Annotated in this window: 14 protein-coding genes and 1 pseudogene; 6 read left to right on the top strand and 9 right to left on the bottom strand. The window is 42.3% G+C overall.

What is annotated here, in order from left to right; translation table 11 throughout:
* Positions 1 to 10 precede the first annotated feature (10 nt).
* From purC to purB, 5 genes and pseudogenes are all read right to left on the bottom strand, one after another.
* Positions 11 to 730 (bottom strand): phosphoribosylaminoimidazolesuccinocarboxamide synthase, encoded by a 720-nt coding sequence (gene purC, locus CO230_RS07165; RefSeq protein WP_122027974.1) that lies wholly within the window; start codon positions 728 to 730, stop codon positions 11 to 13.
* 22 nt (positions 731 to 752) lie between these two features.
* Complete coding sequence (locus tag CO230_RS07170; protein ID WP_122027975.1) at positions 753 to 1,454, bottom strand: DUF3307 domain-containing protein; 702 nt, start codon at positions 1,452 to 1,454, stop codon at positions 753 to 755.
* Complete coding sequence (locus tag CO230_RS07175; protein WP_122027976.1) at positions 1,455 to 2,060, bottom strand: SatD family protein; 606 nt, start codon at positions 2,058 to 2,060, stop codon at positions 1,455 to 1,457. It lies immediately after the preceding gene.
* Between the two features lie 115 nt (positions 2,061 to 2,175).
* Positions 2,176 to 5,865: a phosphoribosylformylglycinamidine synthase gene (locus tag CO230_RS07180; RefSeq protein WP_122027977.1), complete on the bottom strand. Its 3,690-nt coding sequence runs from the start codon at positions 5,863 to 5,865 to the stop codon at positions 2,176 to 2,178.
* A gap of 101 nt (positions 5,866 to 5,966) precedes the next feature.
* A pseudogene (gene purB / locus CO230_RS07185) lies at positions 5,967 to 7,393 on the bottom strand (adenylosuccinate lyase).
* Positions 7,394 to 7,552: 159 nt separating this feature from the next.
* On the opposite strand from purB, the gene CO230_RS07190 reads away from it, so the two are divergent.
* Positions 7,553 to 8,914 carry an aldehyde dehydrogenase gene (locus CO230_RS07190; protein WP_122028923.1) on the top strand — a complete coding sequence of 454 codons (1,362 nt, stop codon included), beginning with the start codon at positions 7,553 to 7,555 and terminating at the stop codon, positions 8,912 to 8,914.
* 30 nt (positions 8,915 to 8,944) lie between these two features.
* Here the strand turns inward: CO230_RS07190 and CO230_RS07195 are convergent, their stop codons facing one another.
* A complete protein-coding gene (locus CO230_RS07195; protein ID WP_410492838.1) occupies positions 8,945 to 9,472 on the bottom strand; it encodes a thioredoxin family protein in 528 nt (175 codons plus the stop codon).
* A 94-nt stretch (positions 9,473 to 9,566) separates the two neighbouring features.
* On the opposite strand from CO230_RS07195, the gene CO230_RS07200 reads away from it, so the two are divergent.
* Genes CO230_RS07200 through CO230_RS07215 form a run of 5 tightly spaced genes read left to right on the top strand, consistent with a single transcriptional unit; the run spans position 9,567 to position 13,352 of the window.
* Positions 9,567 to 10,454: a lysophospholipid acyltransferase family protein gene (locus CO230_RS07200; protein WP_122027979.1), complete on the top strand. Its 888-nt coding sequence runs from the start codon at positions 9,567 to 9,569 to the stop codon at positions 10,452 to 10,454.
* A gap of 6 nt (positions 10,455 to 10,460) precedes the next feature.
* A complete protein-coding gene (locus tag CO230_RS07205) occupies positions 10,461 to 11,420 on the top strand; it encodes a glycosyltransferase family 2 protein (RefSeq protein WP_122027980.1) in 960 nt (319 codons plus the stop codon).
* Positions 11,421 to 11,478: 58 nt separating this feature from the next.
* Positions 11,479 to 12,213, top strand: a complete 735-nt coding sequence (locus CO230_RS12405; RefSeq protein ID WP_228438063.1) for a hemolysin family protein — start codon at positions 11,479 to 11,481, stop codon at positions 12,211 to 12,213.
* Positions 12,203 to 12,772, top strand: coding sequence for a transporter associated domain-containing protein (locus tag CO230_RS12410; protein WP_228438065.1), 570 nt, complete (start codon positions 12,203 to 12,205; stop codon positions 12,770 to 12,772). The genes CO230_RS12405 and CO230_RS12410 overlap by 11 nt, the downstream gene beginning before the upstream one ends.
* Positions 12,773 to 12,794: 22 nt before the next feature.
* Complete coding sequence (locus CO230_RS07215) at positions 12,795 to 13,352, top strand: 3'-5' exonuclease (RefSeq protein ID WP_122027981.1); 558 nt, start codon at positions 12,795 to 12,797, stop codon at positions 13,350 to 13,352.
* Positions 13,353 to 13,399: 47 nt separating this feature from the next.
* Here the strand turns inward: CO230_RS07215 and apaG are convergent, their stop codons facing one another.
* The 3 genes from apaG to CO230_RS07230 form a co-directional block, all read right to left on the bottom strand.
* Positions 13,400 to 13,786, bottom strand: coding sequence for a Co2+/Mg2+ efflux protein ApaG (gene apaG, locus CO230_RS07220; protein WP_122027982.1), 387 nt, complete (start codon positions 13,784 to 13,786; stop codon positions 13,400 to 13,402).
* Positions 13,787 to 13,867: 81 nt separating this feature from the next.
* Positions 13,868 to 15,115, bottom strand: coding sequence for a 2-oxoglutarate dehydrogenase complex dihydrolipoyllysine-residue succinyltransferase (gene odhB / locus CO230_RS07225; RefSeq protein WP_122027983.1), 1,248 nt, complete (start codon positions 15,113 to 15,115; stop codon positions 13,868 to 13,870).
* Between the two features lie 35 nt (positions 15,116 to 15,150).
* Complete coding sequence (locus CO230_RS07230; protein ID WP_122027984.1) at positions 15,151 to 17,952, bottom strand: 2-oxoglutarate dehydrogenase E1 component; 2,802 nt, start codon at positions 17,950 to 17,952, stop codon at positions 15,151 to 15,153.
* Positions 17,953 to 18,024 lie beyond the last annotated feature (72 nt).

Below are 18,024 nucleotides of genomic sequence, written 5' to 3' on the forward strand. Positions count from 1 at the left end.
TCGGAATGATTTATCTGTTCAGGACTTTTTTCAGGCGTTCATAGATTTCGACATAAGCTTCCGTAACTTCGCCTAAATCGCGGCGGAACCGGTCTTTATCAAGTTTTTTCATGGTGTCCTTGTCCCAAAGTCGGCAGGTATCTGGTGAAATTTCATCGGCAAGTACAATTTTCCCGTCACGGATCTTCCCCAGCTCTATTTTGAAATCTACGAGGATGATGTTCATTTTATCAAAAAGATCAATCAGGATTTCATTGATGTCAGAAGTCAGCTCATACATCTCGTCAAGTTCTTCATAGGTAGCCGCACCCAGAAATACCGCATGATGATCGTTAATCAGCGGATCGCCCAACTCATCTTTTTTATAACAAATATCGAAAATGGTGACCGGTGATTTTATACCTTCTTCCACGCCCAGGCGTTGCGCCATACTGCCCGCGGAATAGTTGCGTACCACCATTTCGAGTGGGATGATATTTACCTTCTTCACCAACTGCTCGCGCTCATTTAACTTTTCGATGAAATGTGTCGGGATGCCTTTTTTATTCAAATACTCGAATATCAAGGTGGTGATGGCATTGTTCATTTCGCCTTTCAGATCTACGCTGCCTTTTTTCTGTGCGTTAAAGGCAGTAGCATCATCTTTAAAACGAACAATTACCTGTTCGGGATTTGCTGTTTCGAAGACTTGTTTTGCTTTTCCTTCATAAAGCATAGCTCCTTTTTCCATTTTACTTTTTATTAGATTTTTATTAGATTTTTATAATTATAGCGGCTATAATAGCTATTCCGAAGCTTAGAAGCGTGCCTATCAACACATATTCGGTAAGTTTGCGCTGTTTGGCTTCTGCAAGATCACTGAAACGAAAAACCGATTTGGCCGCGATCATGAAGCCTACACCTTCCCAATGATTGACGAGGATAAATGTGAAAACTAACAATCTTTCGAGGATGCCAATATATTTACCTGCATTAATTAACGAAGCGGTCTGTATTTTAGTTTGGTCTTCTGCGACAGGAGTCCAGATAGAGATCACGGTTTTAATGATGACAGAGGCCGGAACGGTCAGGAATACCAATGCTGTTATAATTCTAAGATTCGTCGGGTTCAGGAAATCATCAATCAGCCAATACGGGAAGTATAACCAAGAAAGTCCCGCAATGACGGCTAAATGAAGTAACTGATCAACAAAAAACCATGCCCGCTTGGTTTTTCTTGTCTGGAAATGCAGTTTTGCCCAATCAATGAAAAAATGTGTAACACCGATAACCGCGGCAATCCACCAAAGTTTGAGATCCCACAGCATCACCAGCGCTAAAGTAGCATGCAACACGACATGAAGGTAAAGGTAAGGACTGTTTATCTTATTCTTCTCTTTATCAGCCACCCATGAGTTGGGCTGTAGAAGAAAATCCCCTAGTAAATGTGCAAGTATGAGTGGGACAAAAATCATTTACAGTTCTGCAATTTTTTTCCTGAAAAAAACATCAGTTTCCAAGACAAGGTCATAGTTAGCGCGTTTAAGCCGCTGGCTAACTGAGGATTGTGTTATATTTAAATCTTTTGCCAATTGTTCTTGGGTAAGATCTTTATTAATAAGCATACGGTGTACGATTTGTGCCGTGGCTACCGACCAACTGTCGAAGTCTATGGATGCCCACTTGAACAAGATATTGATGTCGCGGTTCACCTTTTCGTTATCGGTACAGATGGCAAGGCTACGGCCTTCGTGCTTGATCTCGTTCAGCAAACGACCTGAATTCACATACGCAGATCCGTTGGATTCGGTGATTTTTTCAGATAAAAAAACCTCATTCCCAATACCGATAGCCAGCCTTACATCGAGATTCTCAACTGTTTTTATCAACGATTTTATCATGAGGGCTTTCTGGAAAACATCATTCACTGAAGATTTTACCTGAAACTCGTCGCCTCGGTAAATCTCCCAATTTTCCGGCCCAACTACCCAACTTTCGAGTAAATCTTTAAGTCGGGGTAGCCAGCTTTCAGGGTCGGTTTGCTGTGAATTAATAAGGTCACCGGTAATAATCGCAATCATAATACAAATATAAGCAACTTAACTTATAAACGCCAATTATTAGTTAAAATACTTATAAATAGATTTAATAAGTAAATTAGCTTATAAATACACAACATAAGCTAAAGAGCTAATATCATTTAAAATATTCAACACCATTTTTGAATATATTATGATAATTTACCCCAGGTATGTTTTTAAAAAGCCCTTCAGAATACCGTTCCGGATGTCCCATTCTGCCATAAATCTTACCGTTTGGTGAAATAATACCTTCTATCCCAAACAATGAATTATTGGGATTCATTGGCATTCCGTGTGCGATGTCGCCATTGAAATCAACATATTGTGTGGCGATTTGCCCGTTCTTATAAAGGGAAGTCAACAGTTCTTCAGACGCTACAAACCGGCCCTCACCATGAGAGATGGGGATGGTGTACACCTGATCTTTCATGTTTCTTAACCAAGGAGAATCCTCATTCACCACTTTCACATCAACCATCTGGGAGATATGCCTTCCTATGGCATTGTGGGCCAATGTTGGGGCGTTTTTGTCAAGATCCCGAATTTCACCATAAGGCAAAAGCCCAGATTTCACGAGAGCCTGGAAACCATTGCAAATTCCTAGAATCATTCCGTCCCGTTCCAGAAGTCTGTGAACAGCTGCTTTCATCTTTTGATTCTTGAGCACATTAACGATGAACTTCGCTGATCCGTCTGGTTCATCACCCGCTGAAAACCCACCGGAAAAAACCAAAATTTGTGACTGTTCGATCTCTTTCACCCAAGCATCGATGCTTTCATTCAAAAGGTTGTGATTAAGATTAACGAATGGTAAACTACTTACCTCAGCACCTTCTTTTAGGAACGCGTTTTGTGTTTCATATTCACAGTTTGTACCAGGAAAAATTGGCGCGAACACCCGAGGTTTAGCAATACCATGTTTGTTAATAAGGATGGATCGCGAAAGAGTAGAATTTAATTTGGGATCAATTTCAACGATGATTTTTCTTGCCTCTTTAGTCGGGAATAATTCTTCAAAAACATTTTTATTTATTTCAAGTAATTTTTTTATATCGAACTCAAAACCATTGATAATCAGTCTATCAAATTTTTGTACTTCGCCTATTTCTTGAAGTAACGGATGATTAATCACAGTATTTGTTTCCAATATGAAACTACCGATATTATTGGTAAGTAATACCTTTTCATTTACCGATATTTTTGCTCCGAGTTGATTACCAAAACACATCTTCGAAACGGCCACCGCTACCCCACCTTCTTTTACTGTCTTTACTGAGCCAATGTTCTTGGATTGTATCTGCGCATGAATTAGGTTAAAGATTTCCTTTAAATCATCATAGTTCGGAAGTCCGCTTTCCTGTGGCTGATGGTTAAAAAAGTAAATCCTATTACCCGCTTTTTTAAATTCAGGTGAAATGATATGTTGTTTTTTGCCATGCGCACATGCAAAAGAAATTAAAGTTGGCGGCACATGAATATCCTGATAGGTCCCGCTCATCGAATCTTTTCCACCGATTGCCGCCAGTTCAAGGTTCATTTGGGCATCGTAAGCACCCAACAAAGAAGCTAATGGTTTGCCCCAGTTTTTACCGTCAGTCCCGAGTTTTTCAAAATACTCCTGAAAACTTAACCGGATGTTTGTATAATCACCACCCATCGCCACAATCTTAGCTACACTTTCAACCACGGCATTGGCAGCGCCGATCATCGAGTTTTCTGCTGATAGAGCAGCATCGAATCCCCAACTTGCCAATGATACGGTCTCGACATTTTCAGCATGTAAAACCGGTAAAGTATGCACACTGCCTTCCATCAATGTTTCCTGATATTTGCCGCCGAAAGGCATTGTTACAGTAGTTCCGCCGACTGAAGCATCGAACATCTCGTGAAGTCCTTTTTGTGAAGCTGCATTTTTGTTGGCCAGTGCCGAATAAAAATTCTCTTCAGTAAACGGTATGTGCAACTGTTCGATTGTATTCAGATGCGAGATTTCAACTTGCTGAGATTTTGCGCAACCATTGGTATCTAAAAAATCGCGACTTAGGTCTACGATTCTATTACCTTGCCAGAAGATCTGCATACGTCCGCTGTCGGTGACTTTGGCAATCTCAAAGGCATGGATGTTTTCTTTTTCACACAAGTGAATGAATTTATCCTTATCCGAAGCAGAAATAACCACTGCCATACGCTCCTGCGATTCGGAGATGGCGAGTTCTGAACCGTTTAACCCTTCATATTTCAAGGGCATCACATCAAGATTTATTTCAAGACTGTCGGCAATTTCACCGATGGCCACAGAGACACCGCCAGCACCAAAATCGTTCGATTTTTTTATTAACCGGGTAACCTCAGGATTCCTGAAAAGCCGCTGAATCTTACGTTCTTCTACGGCGTTTCCTTTCTGTACTTCGGTTGATAGCGTATGAATAGAGGTCTCATCTTGCTCTTTGGAGCTTCCGGTCGCACCGCCAACACCGTCCCTGCCGGTTGCGCCACCCAAGACGATTACGATGTCCCCTACTGTAGGTTTTTCACGTTTTACCCAATCTTTCGGTACAGCGCCCACCACAAAACCTACTTCCATGCGTTTGGCTTTGTAACCTTCATGATAAATTTCGCTTACCATCGTGGTAGCCAACCCGATTTGATTTCCGTAAGAAGAATACCCATTCGCGGCCTGCTTGGTAATCGTGCGTTGCGGAAGTTTGCCCGGTAAAGTGGCAGAAACAGGTTCTAAAACATCGCCAGCGCCGGTTAAACGCATTGCTTGATACACATAAGCTCTTCCAGATAAAGGATCCCGAATCGCGCCCCCCAGACAAGTCGAAGCCCCACCAAAAGGTTCGATTTCGGTTGGGTGATTGTGTGTTTCATTTTTGAAAAGTAGATACCACGGCTCTTTCTTACCATCATATTCAGCTTCAATTTCTACCGTGCACGCATTGATTTCATCTGAAGTAACCAGATTGTCGAGTTTTCCGGTGCTGTACAAGTATTTTGCAGCAATCGTACCGAGATCCATTAGCGAAACTGCTTTGTGCCCGCGTCCCAAGATTTTTCTTTTCTGCTGATAATCGGCAAAAATATCTTCCAAAACCTGCTTGTAGGGACCTTCAAACTTAATATCCGTTAAAGCGGTTTCAAAAGTCGTATGTCGGCAATGGTCACTCCAATACGTGTCTAGAACTTTCAGTTCAGTCTCCGTTGGATTTCGTTTTTCTGATTTAAAATAAGTTTGAATATGCGCCAAATCATCGAGACCTAAAGCAAAACCATGATCATTAAAGAATGCTTCAAGCTGCTGAGAATCAAAGTCAATGAAATTTTCATGTATCTTAACCGGTGATGGCTGTCTTTCAACAGGAATTGCCAATATGGACAGGTCTTTTTCCTGACTTTCAACTTTATTGATGAATAAGGCTTTGATTTTTATTAAATCACTTTCAGCAACGCCAAAGATCTCGATAAGTTTGCCACTTCGCACCTGAACATGGCTGTTCCCAGTAAGTAAAGCGATACACTGTTCGGCCGAATCGGCGCGCTGGTCATACTGGCCCGGCAAAAACTCGGTAGCAAAATAAAGTTCCTGTGCAGGATTCTCTGTATGCAGCACATCGGTTACCGGATCTACGAAAGTGCTGTTGACTACCTTTGAAAAATCGGCCTCATCCAACCCGAAAATATCATACACATTGTATATTTTAACGTTCTGAATATCCGGGAGGATGTTTTTTATTTCATTAAAAACTTTAGGACTTTCTACATCGAAAATTCCTTTTTTTTCTACGAAAATTCTTTTGTTCATCTTTACATTTTAGATGTGGGCAGTTGCTGTTATCAGACAGATAAAGTCTTTGGCAGAAACTTTTTGTTAATTAAAAATGCAGCCAAAAAAGCTGCACAAATTTATACTTTAAGGTCGGCTTCAAGCCCGATGAGTGCGGTATGCTTATCCAGAATCGGCTGAACTTCGTTTTTGATGAACTCTATTGTTTGTACAGGCGCGAACCCGATGAAATTTTTGGGATCCAGCACCTCCATTATTTTAGATTTGTCCATCTTCAGGTTTTCATCATTCATGATGCGTTCGATGAGATCATTTTCCTGCCCTTCCATTTTCACTTTCTTTGAAGCTTCCATGGCATGTACCCGGATAATTTCATGGATCTCCTGTCGGTCACCACCTGCTTTTACTTCTTCCATGATGATGTATTCGGTCGCCATGAACGGCAGTTCTTCCATAATATGCTTATTGATGCGGTTTTCGTACACTACAATACCGTTCATGATGTTATTCCAGATCAATAAAATGGCATCTACCGCCAAGAAGGCCTGCGGGATCGTCAATCTTTTATTAGCCGAATCGTCTAAAGTACGCTCAAACCACTGTGTAGCCGCCACCATCGCGGAGCTGCCCGATAATGACATCACATATTTTGCCAGCGCGCCAATTCTTTCGGAACGCATTGGGTTGCGTTTGTATGCCATTGCGGAGGAACCAATCTGATTTTTTTCGAACGGCTCTTCGATTTCCTTTAAGTTCTGTAAAAGCCGAAGGTCATTGGTAAATTTATGTGCAGACTGTGCGATGTTGGATAGCAGGGAGACTACTTTCGCATCAATTTTACGGTCATAAGTCTGCCCGGAAACGCCGAAAACCTTTTCAAAACCAAATCTGGCCGAAAGTTCCTTATCCAGATGTTTTACCTTACTGTAATCGCCGTCAAAAAGCTCAAGGAAGCTTGCAGCCGTACCGGTAGTTCCTTTAACACCACGGAATCTAAGTGTATCAAGGAAAAACTCGAGTTCTTCAAAATCTAAAATTAAGGACTGCAACCATAGTGTGGCACGTTTGCCAACCGTGGTAAGTTGCGCAGGCTGAAAATGGGTGAAACCCAACGTAGGCAACTCGTTATACTGAATGGCAAAATCTGAAAGATTCTTGATGACGTTGATAAGTTTTTTCTTTAAGATCAACAGTCCGTCACGGATTTGGATAAGGTCGGTATTATCTCCTACAAATGCGGAAGTGGCGCCCAGATGAATAATGCCTTTTGCTGAAGGTGCGGCGTCGCCGTAGGTGTGCACATGCGCCATCACATCGTGCCGAAACTTTTTCTCGTAGGCTGCGGCCTTCTCATAATCAATGTTCTCAGCGTTGTCTTTCAGCTCCTGTATTTGGCTTTCCGTAATATCCAGGCCCAGGTCTTTCTGTATTTCTGCCAGTGCGATCCAGAGTTTGCGCCAGGTTCGGAACTTATTATTGTGGGAGAAATTAAAAGCATCTCCTCACTGGAATAACGTTCTTCCAATGGGTTTTTGTAGGAATTCATTTTTTCTTTTTACTTATTAGATGCACAAATTTAGATAAATTATTATTTTATTCCTTGGAAATTAAAGTATTGAGGGTAAAAATTTAGTAAACCCTTTGGTAATCCGTCGTTCCGTTATTTTTAATGGATTACTTTTTGATGAAAACATTAGAAAAGAATATGAACTTCGAAGAACTTCACCGTCAGCAGCAGACTTTTTTCAATACGCAGAAAACCAAAAATCTAAAATTCAGGAAAAGATCTCTTGAAAAACTGCGGGATGTGATACTGGCCAACGAAGCTTTTTTATATGACGCAATCTACGCGGATTTTGGCAAATCACGGTTTGATACGTACACGACGGAGATCTCTTTCATCCTCAGAGACATCAGTTATTATCTTAAAAATCTAAACGCTTTCGCAAAACCACAAAAAGTTAAAACCAATCTCGCCAACCAGTTCGGTAACAGTAAAATCTACCATGAACCATTGGGAAACACACTGATTATCGGTGCGTGGAACTATCCTTATCAACTTTCGCTTTCGCCTATGGTTGCCGCTATGGCCGCCGGTAACACCTGCATCGTGAAACCCAGTGAGGTGGCAGAAAATACGATGAAAGCCATGGCAAAGATCATTAATGAAAACTTCCCTCCCGAATATCTATTTGTTGTCGAAGGTGGAATACCCGAAATCACCGAGATCCTGAAATTGAAATTTGATAAAATCTTCTTCACCGGAAGTACGAAAGTGGGGCAAACCGTATATGAGGCCGCTGCAAAGCATCTCACGCCCGTAACGCTGGAACTTGGCGGTAAAAGCCCGTGTATTGTAACAGCGAGTTGTGACTATGAGTTGGCGGCTAAGAGGATCGTGTGGGGTAAATTCTTGAATGGTGGGCAAACCTGCGTGGCGCCGGATTATCTTTTGGTCGATGAAAAAATTAAGGACAGCTTTCTGGATGCGTTGAAATCGCAAATTATCAAATTCAATTATCTGCCTGAATCTGAACACTATACCAAGATAATCAATGAAAGAAATTTCCAAAGGATCGTAAATCTCATCGAACAGGAAAAAGTGTTTTTTGGTGGTACTTACGATGCAGAAAAAAGATACATCAGCCCTACGATCTTGCAGGATGTGACATGGGACGACGCGGTGATGCAGGAAGAAATCTTCGGACCGGTGTTGCCTGTCCTTACATTCTCGGGCTTCAGCGAGGCGCTTCATCAGATTTCAATGCGAGATAAACCTTTGGCTGCCTATCTTTTCAGTACTGATAAAGATGATAAGGAACAGTTTGTGAATAAGATATCTTTCGGTGGCGGGTGTATAAATGATGTCATCATGCATCTGAGCAATGATTATCTGCCATTCGGTGGTGTAGGAAAATCCGGGATTGGCAATTACCACGGTAAATTTGGCTTCGAAGCCTTTTCACATAAAAAAGCCATACTTGACCGTGCCACTTGGGGAGAACCCGACCTCAAATACCCACCATACACGGAGAAAAAACTATCTTGGATAAAGAAATTGATGTAAAAAAAAATCCCGCAAGCGGGATTTTTAATTTTATGATTTAACGGTCCATTTCAGCAGGAAATCCTTTACTTTCTCAATACTGTAGCCCTTGCCTTCTTCCAGCACGGCAGAATCTTGGGTATGGATCATTTTGCCGTCTTTGTCCAAAACAACAAATACAGGATAACCGAATTTTGCTCCTGGGTTGTCATATTTTGCGAAAACTTTTTCATTCTTGTTTTCTGGCGAAAAATTCAGGTGATAGTACAGGTAATTTTCATCTACGATCTGTTTCAGCTCCGGTGTGGTTTCTACAAACTGATTGAAACGCAAACACCAGATACACCAGTTTCCGCCGGCCTGTAAAATGATGTTCTTATTTTCTGCCTTGGCCTTTTTTACCAACTCTTCGATCTTCTGGGCAGCATCTTCGGTCGGGTTATAAGGCTTTGGTAGTTTTGCCCTTTCTTCAGCGGCCTTTTTTTTAGCCTCAGCTACAGCTTCCGTTTCGGTGGTAGTCGTGGTTTGTGCGCCAGCCAGTCCTGCGATCAATAAAACCGAGAGCGCAAGTATTTTCATTTTAGTATTCATGCGTTTGTATAATGATTTGCCGTGCAAAATAACGAAAATAAGCAACAATCATCACGTTAATAATTGCTAAATTTGCGCGTTTATGAATTTTTTATTTAAAATTATCCTGTTAATTTCCAGGCTTCCGCTTTGGGTTCATTATCTTTTTTCAGATTTCATATTTGTCATCATTTATTATGTGGTAGGTTACCGTAAAAAAGTGGTGACAGCGAACCTGCAAAACTCATTTCCAGAGAAAAAACCGGAAGAACTACGGAAGATCCGCCGTCATTTTTATCGCAACTTTGGCGATTATATTGTTGAAATGGTAAAATCCTTCACCATTTCTTCCACCGAACTCCGTGTACGTGTACAACACCTTAATCAGGATATCTTTCATCAGGCAAAAGCAGAAAACAAAAACGTCATTCTGCTTGCCGGCCACGTTTTTAACTGGGAATGGTTCAGCGCACTCGCCACTATCCTACCGCAGGAGAAAAGTTTCCCTGTCTATCGCAAGGTCCAGAGCAAATTCTGGGAGTCCCATGTCTTGAAGATACGTAACCGGTTCGGTAATCAAGCCATCGAAGCCAAAGAAGTCGTTAGGCATATTTTCCGGAATGAAAACGACGGAGACTCGGTTTATATGTTCGTGGCCGACCAAACGCCACATGTCTCTGAAGTATCTTTCGGGCTGGATTTCCTTAATCAAAAAACCCCCGTCTTCATTGGTTATGATAAACTTTCCACCCGTATGGATTTGGCTTTCGTATATTGTGAGATGAAGAAAGTAAAGCGTGGTTTCTATCAAATTAATTATCAGCGCATTTACCCGGACGGGGAGAGATTTGAAGAGTTTGAAGTCGTGAAGAAATTCCATAAGTTACTCGAAAACACGATCAATAAAAGGCCCGACAATTATCTTTGGTCGCATCGCCGCTGGAAGTATCAGCATGCCATAAAAGTCATTGATACAGAAACTAATCCCTAAAACAACGTGAAAACAGCAATAGCCATCCTGAACTGGAACGGAAGACATTGGTTGGAGCAGTTTCTGCCCTCGGTAGTCCAGTATTCCGGTGAGGCAAAAATCTATGTGATTGATAATGACTCTACCGATGATTCTATAGACTTCCTTACACGGAATTTTCCGGATGTGAAGATTATTCGCAACCCTACAAACGCAGGTTTTGCAGGTGGTTATAATGAAGGGCTGCAACATGTGGAAGCAGATATTTACTGCCTGCTGAACTCTGACGTTGAAGTTACTGAAAACTGGCTACAACCTGTTCTTGAATTGTTTAAAAATCATGAAATCGCAGCAGTTCAGCCTAAAATCCGTGATTATAACCGCCGTGATTATTTTGAATTTGCGGGTGCTGGTGGTGGACTTATTGATAATTTGGGTTATCCCTATTGCCGTGGCAGAATTTTCGAACAGATTGAAAAAGATTATGGCCAATATGATGATGAAACCGAGATCTTTTGGGCTTCGGGCTGTTGCTTTTTTATCCGCTCTGAGGCTTTTTGGGCGCAGAATGGTTTTGATGAACGTTTTTTTGCCCATCAAGAAGAAATCGACCTTTGTTGGCGCTTGAAAAATACAGGCTGGAAAATTTATTACACCGGCAAATCAACGGTATATCATGTGGGCGGCGGCACCCTTCAAAAACAAAGTGCCAGAAAAACCTTCCTAAACATACGGAATAATTTTTCAATGCTGCTAAAAAACCTGCCTTTCCCGCAACTGCTATATGTTATCTTCTTTAGGTTGATCCTGGATGCGGCCAGCGCTTTTTATTTTGGATTTAAATTGGGATTCCCACACTTTTTAGCAGTGCTTAAAGCGCATTTTTCCTTCTACCAGCATATACCGGGCACCTTGAAACGCCGGCAGAAGAAGCAGGAAAAGAATTATTACCAAACCAAATGGCTGATATTCAAACATTTTCTTTGATGTTTTATACATGGCGATTAAGCGTATTTAAATTATATTTGTTTACTATAAATTTTCTATGGAATTACTCATAATAGTGTTGCTGGTACTGTTAAATGGCATTTTCTCAATGTCTGAAATGTCCTTGGTTTCTTCCCGCCGGTTTAAACTTGAAAACGCAAGAAAAAAAGGAAGCAGCGGCGCAAAAAAAGCGATAGAACTTTCTGAAAACCCCACGAAATTTCTATCTACGGTACAGATTGGCATTACGCTTATCGGTATCTTGCTCGGGGTGTATTCCGGGGAGAATCTTACCAATGATTTCCAGCTTTTTTTAAGTCAGTTCCCTTCAATAGCGGCGTATTCCAAACCATTGGCGACCACAGGTCTGGTGATTTTCATTACTTTCCTCTCCATACTATTGGGCGAACTGCTACCGAAACGTATTGCGATGACCTATCCTGAACGCATCATTACCATGGTTTCTAAGCCTATGGACATCCTGAGTAAAATTACCTCACCGTTCGTCTGGCTTCTTACCACTTCGAACAATTTAGTATTGAAACTGTTAGGAATCCATAATTCAACTGACAGCACAGTGACCGAAGAGGAAATTAAATCCATCGTGAAAGAAAGCGCGCAGTTCGGGCAAATTGATGAGATAGAACATAATATTGTTGAGCGCGTTTTTGAGCTTGGCGACCGAAAAGTGAATACCCTGCTCACACACCGTACATCCATCACTTTTTTCAACATCCACGACAGTCTGGAGGTGATTTTAGAAAAAATAAAAGACGAAAAGCATGCTGCCTAACCCTGTCACAAGCCATAACAATCTTGATGAGATCCTGGGTATTGTGCTACTGAAAGACCTTTTCCCGTTGGAGGATACGCAGGATTTCAATCTGAATAAATATCTTCGGCAACCGGTGTATGTGAACGAAAATTATTTCGCCTATAAAGTACTGGAACTCTTTAAGAAAGAAAAAAACCATTACGGAATCGTGATTGATGAATACGGAAATACCGTAGGCATGATAACCATGGATGATGTGTTGGACGCGCTTGTGGGCGATATGATGAATGACGATGAGTTTGATTATCGGATCACCGTACGCGATGAGAACTCTTGGCTTGCGGATGGGCAAGTACCTATCGTAGAATTTTTGAAATACTTTGACCTTAGTTACGAGTTTGATAATAAAGATAATTACACCACCATTGTGGGCTTCTTCCTCAGAGACCATCACACCGTGGCAGAGATCGGGCAGAAAGTTACCATAGAAGACCTTGAACTTGAAATCATCGATAAAGACGGGCAACGCGTCGACAAAATTTTAATCACCCGAAAAAACCCTGAAATCATCGTTTAGGGGAAAGCATCAAACTTCATTTATGTTAGACTTCTGTGCCATAGATTTTGAGACCGCAACCCACGAGCGGCATTCTGCCTGCGAAATGGGGATTTGCGTGGTAGAGAATGGCGAAATCGTTCAGACCAAAACCTGGCTCATCAAGCCGCCGAGTTTTCCTTATTTTAATCCCCGCAATGTGGCCGTACACGGTATCACCCCCGAAGATGTGGCCGTTGCTCCTACGTTTGATGAAATCTGGCACGAAGCGCAAGACCTGATGTACGGTAATCTGATGATTGCGCATAATGCCTCTTTCGATGCCGGTGTATTGCGCAGCTGTTTGGATTACTATGGTTTCTTTAAACCAAGACTAAACTATCTCTGCAGCATTTCGATCGCTAAAAAATCCTGGAAAAATCTTTCTAAATACGGCTTAAAACCATTGGCAGAGCAGCATGCCATCCATTTTAACCATCACCGAGCAGGAGATGATGCGGAAGTTTGTGCTAAACTATCACTACTTGCCTTCCAGAACTTAATGGTTACCCGTAATGATGAAGTGCATGACGTTATGAAGAAAAACATGAAAGTTCTTTAGCATGAAGAAAAACTAACACACCGATGGATTTAGTGTTTGTAAACTGTCTAATTACTTAGAATCTCGGCCACAAGATTAAATTTCGGGATCTCTATCTCTAAAGACGCTTTTGTCTGCTGATGAGTACAGTAATAATAACCACTCATACTGCCAACCCCCGAGCGCAATACGACGTTAGAGAAATATTTGAAACTCTCACCGGGCGCAATTTCGGGCGTCAGGCCAATCACGCCATCACCTTCTACTACAGTATATCCGAAACCCACATCATAGATTAACCATTTTCGTTTCAGCAGTAGTACAGGGTGATCGCTAAGGTTTTCGATGGTGATATGGTAGCGGAACACAAAACGGTTCTCTGATGGGAAACTGTTTTTGGCGTCATATTCCGGGTAAACAGAAACTTTAATGTCGAAGGTAATTATAGAGAACATATCAGCTTGTTTGGTTTGCTGAATACAAAAATCCCGCCTTTTCGGGCAGGATTTCATAATTTTTATAAATCAGTAATTTGCTTACAGCTCAAGTGCCTTACGCTCATCACCACCCATTAGGATTTCCACTGGGTTGTCGATCGCTTCTTTTACAGCTACCAGGAAGCCTACAGACTCACGGCCGTCAATGATACGGTGGTCATAGGATAATGCCACATACATCATCGGACGAATCACCACTTGCCCATCAACCGCTACCGGACGCTGAATGATATTGTGCATCCCTAGAATCGCAGATTGTGGCGGATTGATGATTGGCGTAGAAAGCATTGAGCCAAATACCCCACCGTTGGTAATGGTAAAGGTCCCACCAGTCATTTCATCTACACTGATATTGCCTTCGCGTACCTTGTCAGCAAGCGATTTAATATTGGCCTCTACCCCTCTGAAAGTCATGTTTTCCGCATTTCTGAGGATTGGCACCATCAGTCCTTTCGGACCAGAAACCGCGATTGAGATATCACAGAATTCGTAATTGTTTTTGAAGTCTCCATCGATGGAAGCATTTACATCCGGGTACATCTGTAACGCTCTGGTCACCGCTTTGGTGAAGAATGACATAAAGCCAAGTCCCACGCCATGCTTCTGCGCGAATTCATCTTTATATTGCTTTCTTATCCTGAAGATTTCAGACATGTCCACTTCATTGAAAGTCGTAAGCATCGCTGTCTCATTCTTAACAGAGACAAGTCTTGCTGCCAGTTTCCGTCTCAGCATTGAAAGTTTAGTCTTAGATATGGCTCTGGAGCCTCCTGTGGAAGATGCGGAACCCATTGCCGGAACAGCTGCGGTTTCTGCATCCTGCTTGGTAATTCGGCCGTCTCTTCCCGAACCTGAAACCTGTGCGGCATCAACCCCTTTTTCATCAAGGATTTTCTTTGCTGCAGGCGAAGGTGTACCAGTAGCATAAGAGGCAGGTTTCTCTGCTTTTTGCTCTTGGATGATAGCTGGTTTTTCCACTACTTTTTCTTCGGCTTTCGGTGCTTCCGCGTTCTCGGTTTTTGGTGCCGAAGATTCTTCTGGTTTATCAGCAGACATATCAATCAGGCAAACGACCTGCCCAACCTGCACCACATCTCCTTCTTCCGCTTTCAGGGTAATGATTCCACTTTGTTCCGCCGGCAGCTCCAGCGTAGCTTTATCTGAATCTACCTCTGCAATAGGCTGATCTTTTTCAACAAAATCGCCGTCCTTTACCAGCCAAGATGCGATTTCAACTTCGGTAATCGATTCTCCCGGAGACGGGACTTTCATTTCTAATATTGACATCGGGTTTATTTATTTAATTGTTATTCTAAAATTTATTATGCGGTTACCGGGCGTTTCGCAGGTGCATCATTACAGTCAAAAACCTGGTTGATTACATTGTTCTGGTTACGCTCAAACATCTTGTGACTTCCCGGAGCCGGTGAACCACTGGCTACCGGCGCAATGACCTGAATACCTGTATCGCGAAGGTTACGCAGGATATATGCCCAAGCGCCCATGTTTTCCGGTTCTTCCTGTACCCAAAGCAGTTGCTTTTTGGCGGCATATTTCGCAAGGATTCCATCAAGGGTATCTTTATGTAGCGGGTAAAGTTGCTCTAGTCTTACCAAAGCTACATTATCGCAGTTCAGTTCTTCTTTTTTAGCCAACAGCTCATAATAGATTTTACCCGAACACAGCACGAGTTTTTCAACTTTCTCAGGAGTTGCTGTATGGTCATCAATTACGGGCTGGAATGATCCTGAAGCGAAATCCTCCAGCGGAGAGACTACTTTCGGATGTCTTAATAATGATTTTGGACTCATCACTACAAGAGGCTTACGGAACTTCCATTTCAACTGTCTTCTGAGCAAATGGAAATAGTTAGCTGGCGTAGTAGCATTGGCCACAGTCATATTCTCATTGGCACAAAGCCCAAGGAATCTTTCGAGCCTTGCCGAAGAGTGCTCTGCTCCCTGGCCTTCGAAACCGTGTGGAAGCAGCATGACCAAACCATTCTGGATTTTCCATTTTTCTTCAGCTGCTGCCAGATATTGGTCTACGATAATCTGTGCGCCATTTACGAAGTCACCGAACTGTGCTTCCCAGATGGTGAGCGTTCTTGGCGATGCCATCGCGTATCCGTAATCAAAGCCTAAGACACCATATTCAGAGAGGTGTGAGTTAAAGATATCGAAGCGGCTTTCAGAAATCTGTCTCAGCGGGATGTACTCTTCCTCAGTATCTTCGGTCTTAACTACCGCATGACGGTGAGAGAAGGTACCGCGTTCTACATCTTCACCCGAGATCCGCACATTGTTGCCTTCGGTAAGGAGTGTGGCGTATGCCAACCACTCACCAAGTGCCCAATCAAGGGAGTTGGCTTCAATCATTTTTTTACGGTTCTCGAATAGACGTGTAATCTTGTTGATGAATTTTTTATCTGAAGGCAGTGTAGACATTTCCACTGCTAGCGCCTTAAGCCTATCCAAGTCAAAACCTGTATCTACCTGCTGCAACATTTCGCCGCGCGGCGCCATCGCATAATCCTTCCAGTCATCAGCCATGAAGATATCCATGGTATTACGCTCAATTCCTTTAGAGGCATCAAAATCAGCATCAAGCAGTGTTTTGAATTCCGTCTCCATCTTTTTAAGGATCTCGTCGGACACAATGCCTTCTTTTATGAGTTTTTCCTTGTAGATTTCTCTCGGGTTAGGGTGTTTAGAAATGGTTTTATAAAGGTTTGGCTGTGTAAAGCGAGGCTCGTCACCTTCGTTATGACCATATTTACGGTAGCCTAACAGATCGATATATACATCTTTACCAAATTCTGCACGGAAGTCGGCCGCAAATTTCATCGCATATACTACCGCTTCTACATCGTCGGCGTTTACGTGCATAACCGGGGATTCTGTAACCTTAGCAATATCCGTACAATAGGTGGAAGAACGTGCATCCAGATAGTTGGTTGTAAATGAAACTTGGTTATTGATCACAATATGGATAGTTCCGCCAGTTTTATAGCCATCCAAGGTCATCATTTGGGCAATTTCGTACACAATCCCCTGTCCCGCAATCGCACCATCACCATGGATGACGATTGGCAATACTTTTTTGTAGTCTTTATATTTATCATCCACCTTCGCACGGCAGATCCCTTCTACAAGTGCTGCAACAGTTTCGAGGTGTGATGGGTTCGGCGTCAGATTAATCGCTACTTCCTCCCCAGAAGCGGTCTTCACCACTTTGGAGGAGCCCAGGTGATACTTCACGTCACCGGAAAACACATCTTCCTCAAATTCTTTGCCTTCAAATTCTGAAAAGATCTGTTTGTAAGATTTACCGAAAATATTGGTCAGCACATTCAGTCTGCCACGGTGCGCCATACCCAACACCACCTCATCTACGCCCAACTGAGATGAACGGCTGATGAGCTGGTCTAAGGCCGGAATAAGGCATTCGCCACCTTCGAGCGAAAATCTCTTCTGTCCGACGAATTTGGTATGCAAATAATTCTCAAACGCTACTGCCTGATTGAGTTTCTGTAGAATTTCTGTCTTTTCTTCGGTGGTAAGCTGCGGTTGGTTTTCATTAACCTGCAACCACTTGCGGATGAAAGTTTTTTCTTCCACCTTGTTAATGTGCATATATTCTACACCTACCGATTCGCAATAGATCTTCTCGAGGTGATTGATGATCTCCTGCAAAGTTGCAGCTTCGGAAAGTCCGGTTTCGATGGCTGAATTAAATTTTACACCCAGATCCGACTGTGACAGCCCAAAATTCTCAATCGCAAGCGTAGGTTCGTAATTGCGGCGTGCCCGAACGGGATTGGTGTTGGTGAACAAATGCCCTCTGTGTCGGTAAGCTTCAATTAAATTGAGAACCTTGAATTCTTTTTTTATTTCATCCGGAACCTGACCTTGCGAAGCGGCTTGGGTCGCTGCCTGAACTACCGGTGCCACTGTTGCCACAGCTGGTTCGTGCTCATCCCCGTAATTTTCAAGCGCAAAATCAAATCCCTGGAAAAATGCTTTCCAGGAAGGCTCTAAACTATCGGGATATTTTAAATATTGTTGGTATAAGTCTTCTATCAACTGCGAATGTGCAGCATTCAAAAATGAAAATTTGTCCATTATTTACAGATTAACTGTTGTTTTTTATTTAAAACACAAATTTAGCAAAAATATATGAAGTAAATGCCCAAG

This window comes from Chryseobacterium sp. 6424 (genome assembly GCF_003692615.1).
Taxonomy (GTDB): domain Bacteria; phylum Bacteroidota; class Bacteroidia; order Flavobacteriales; family Weeksellaceae; genus Kaistella.

Bases quoted from the DNA above. Each gene is read 5' to 3' on its own strand.
- purC (WP_122027974.1), bottom strand. From the start codon at position 730: ATGGAAAAAGGAGCTATGCTTTATGAAGGAAAAGCAAAACAAGTCTTC.
- CO230_RS07190 (WP_122028923.1), top strand. From the start codon at position 7,553: ATGAACTTCGAAGAACTTCACCGTCAGCAGCAGACTTTTTTCAATACG.
- CO230_RS07195 (WP_410492838.1), bottom strand. From the start codon at position 9,472: ATGAAAATACTTGCGCTCTCGGTTTTATTGATCGCAGGACTGGCTGGC.
- apaG (WP_122027982.1), bottom strand. From the start codon at position 13,786: ATGTTCTCTATAATTACCTTCGACATTAAAGTTTCTGTTTACCCGGAA.
- CO230_RS07200 (WP_122027979.1), top strand. From the start codon at position 9,567: ATGAATTTTTTATTTAAAATTATCCTGTTAATTTCCAGGCTTCCGCTT.
- CO230_RS07215 (WP_122027981.1), top strand. From the start codon at position 12,795: ATGTTAGACTTCTGTGCCATAGATTTTGAGACCGCAACCCACGAGCGG.
- CO230_RS07175 (WP_122027976.1), bottom strand. From the start codon at position 2,060: ATGATTGCGATTATTACCGGTGACCTTATTAATTCACAGCAAACCGAC.
- CO230_RS07180 (WP_122027977.1), bottom strand. From the start codon at position 5,865: ATGAACAAAAGAATTTTCGTAGAAAAAAAAGGAATTTTCGATGTAGAA.
- odhB (WP_122027983.1), bottom strand. From the start codon at position 15,115: ATGTCAATATTAGAAATGAAAGTCCCGTCTCCGGGAGAATCGATTACC.
- CO230_RS12405 (WP_228438063.1), top strand. From the start codon at position 11,479: ATGGAATTACTCATAATAGTGTTGCTGGTACTGTTAAATGGCATTTTC.
- CO230_RS07170 (WP_122027975.1), bottom strand. From the start codon at position 1,454: ATGATTTTTGTCCCACTCATACTTGCACATTTACTAGGGGATTTTCTT.
- CO230_RS07230 (WP_122027984.1), bottom strand. From the start codon at position 17,952: ATGGACAAATTTTCATTTTTGAATGCTGCACATTCGCAGTTGATAGAA.
- CO230_RS12410 (WP_228438065.1), top strand. From the start codon at position 12,203: ATGCTGCCTAACCCTGTCACAAGCCATAACAATCTTGATGAGATCCTG.